Genomic DNA, 1,835 nt, shown 5'->3' on the forward strand with positions numbered 1-1,835 from the left:
GGCCTGGAGAACATCGCCCGGGTGGCGGCGACAGGGGCGCACGGCGCGGCGGTGGTCTCCGATGCCCTGCTCGCCCGGGACATCTCCGAGCGGGTGCGGCAGCTCGCGGACGCCTTCGACCGGGGCGCACGCGGGACCGGGCCCGAAACAGGGTAGACCTGCCCCATGAACCTTCCGCCTCCGCGCCACCACGGGACGACCCCGCGCCGTCCCAACATCGGCCTCAGCCCGGACTGGGCCCAGCCGGCCGACTCCGCCTTCCCCCGCTACGAGCTGAAGGTGCCCTACGCGGAGGCGGTGTTCCGCGCCGGGGGGCTGCCCTTCGTGCTGCCGTACACGGACGACGCCTCGTGCGTGGACGCGTACCTGGAGCGCGTGTCGGGCCTGGTGGTGACGGGCGGCGCGTTCGACATCCCCCCGTCCGCGTACGGCGAGGAGGTGCGCGAGGGCATGGGGCCGCTGAAGGAGGGGCGCACGGCCTTCGAGGCCCAGCTCATCCGGGGCGCGCTCAAGCGCAACCTGCCGGTGCTGGGCGTGTGCGGCGGCATGCAGCTCTTGTGCGTGGTGCTGGGCGGCACGCTGTTCCAGGACATCCTGCGCGAGGTGCCCGGCGCGCGCGACCACGAGCAGAAGCATGATCGCACCCAGCCGCAGCACCCGGTGGAGGTGAAGAACGGCACCCTCCTGGCGGAGGCCGTGGGCCACGGGCAGCTGATGGTGAACTCCACGCACCACCAGGCGGTGAACAAGCCGGGCACGGACGTGACGGTGAGCGCGCTGTCGCCGGACGGCGTGGTGGAGGCCATTGAGTCCACCGCGCACTCCTTCGCGCTGGGCATCCAGTGGCACCCGGAGCTGCTGCTGGGCACCATCCCCGTGCACCTGGGCGTCTACAAGTCGCTCGTGCAGAAGGCCCGCGAGCACCGCCGGTGAGGCCCCGCGTCCTGCTCCTGGCGGGCCTGGAGCCCACGGGCAGGGCCGGGCTGCTCGCGGACGTCGCCGCGGTGCGGGCGCGCGGCGGTGACGCGGTGGCGGTGCCCACGGCCCAGACGGCGCAGGGGACGCACACCTTCGCCGTGGTGCCCGCGGCGCCCCGCATGTTGACGGCGCAGGTGACGGCCGCGCGCGAGTGGGGCCCCCTGCACGCGGTGAAGTGGGGCGTGGTGCCCGGCCCCTCCCAGCTCGCCGCGGCGAAGGCCACGCTCAAGGGGCTGGACGCGTGGTGGGTGGTGGACCCCGTGGTGCGCTCGTCGCGGGGCCAGCCCCTGTCGCGCCTGTCGCCCCGGCACTACCTGGCGCTGGCGGGTCCGCGCGTCGTGGTGACGCCCAACCTGGAGGAAGCGGGGTGGCTCTTGGGCCGGCCCGCGCCGGCTTCCGTGGAGGACGCGCAGGAGGCCGCGGAGGCGCTCTGCCAGCGGGGCTTCGGCGTGGTGCTGGTGAAGGGCGGCCACCTGCCGGAAGGGCAGGGCCTGGCGGACGTGCTGGGCCTCGAAGGCCGCACGCTGGTGATGCGGGGGCGCAGGCTCAAGCGGCCCCCGGAGCGCCGGGGCACGGGCTGCCGGCTGGCGTCCGCGCTGGCGGCGGAGCTGGGCCGGGGCACGGGGCCGGAGGCCGCGGTGCGGGCGGCGCGCGAGCACGTCACGCGCTACCTGCGCACCGGCCGAGACTGACGGCAGGGACGGCTCGAGGGCGGGCTACTCGCCCCGGGCGCGGCTCTCGAAGCGGGTGAACTCCGACAGGAACACCATGTCCACGGAGCCAATGGGACCGTTGCGCTGCTTGGCGACGATGAGCTCCACGGGGATGACCGCGCCGCCCGCACCGCGGCCTCCGGC

The 1,835-nt window shown here is 75.3% G+C and carries 3 protein-coding genes and 1 pseudogene; 3 read left to right on the plus strand and 1 reads right to left on the minus strand.

Going from position 1 to position 1,835, the window contains the following annotated elements:
- The 3 genes and pseudogenes from D7X12_RS41090 to thiD form a co-directional block, all read left to right on the plus strand.
- Positions 1-156: pseudogene (locus D7X12_RS41090) on the plus strand (thiamine phosphate synthase); the annotation flags it as partial.
- 9 nt (positions 157-165) lie between these two features.
- Positions 166-933, plus strand: coding sequence for a gamma-glutamyl-gamma-aminobutyrate hydrolase family protein (locus D7X12_RS41095; protein ID WP_120630535.1), 768 nt, complete (start codon positions 166-168; stop codon positions 931-933).
- The gene (gene thiD, locus D7X12_RS41100; RefSeq protein WP_120630536.1) at positions 930-1,670 is read left to right on the plus strand and encodes a bifunctional hydroxymethylpyrimidine kinase/phosphomethylpyrimidine kinase; all 741 of its coding nucleotides are present in this window, start codon (positions 930-932) and stop codon (positions 1,668-1,670) included. The genes D7X12_RS41095 and thiD overlap by 4 nt, the downstream gene beginning before the upstream one ends.
- A gap of 24 nt (positions 1,671-1,694) precedes the next feature.
- Here thiD and D7X12_RS41105 read toward each other — a convergent pair.
- The coding region (locus D7X12_RS41105; RefSeq protein ID WP_147443990.1) for a DnaB-like helicase C-terminal domain-containing protein at positions 1,695-1,835 on the minus strand (141 nt) is incomplete at its 5' end.

Origin of the sequence: Corallococcus sicarius (assembly GCF_003611735.1) — a bacterium.
Classification (GTDB): Bacteria; Myxococcota; Myxococcia; order Myxococcales; family Myxococcaceae; genus Corallococcus; species Corallococcus sicarius.

Coding starts and splice junctions, on each gene's coding strand:
- D7X12_RS41095 (WP_120630535.1), top strand. CDS start 166: ATGAACCTTCCGCCTCCGCGCCACCACGGGACGACCCCGCGCCGTCCC.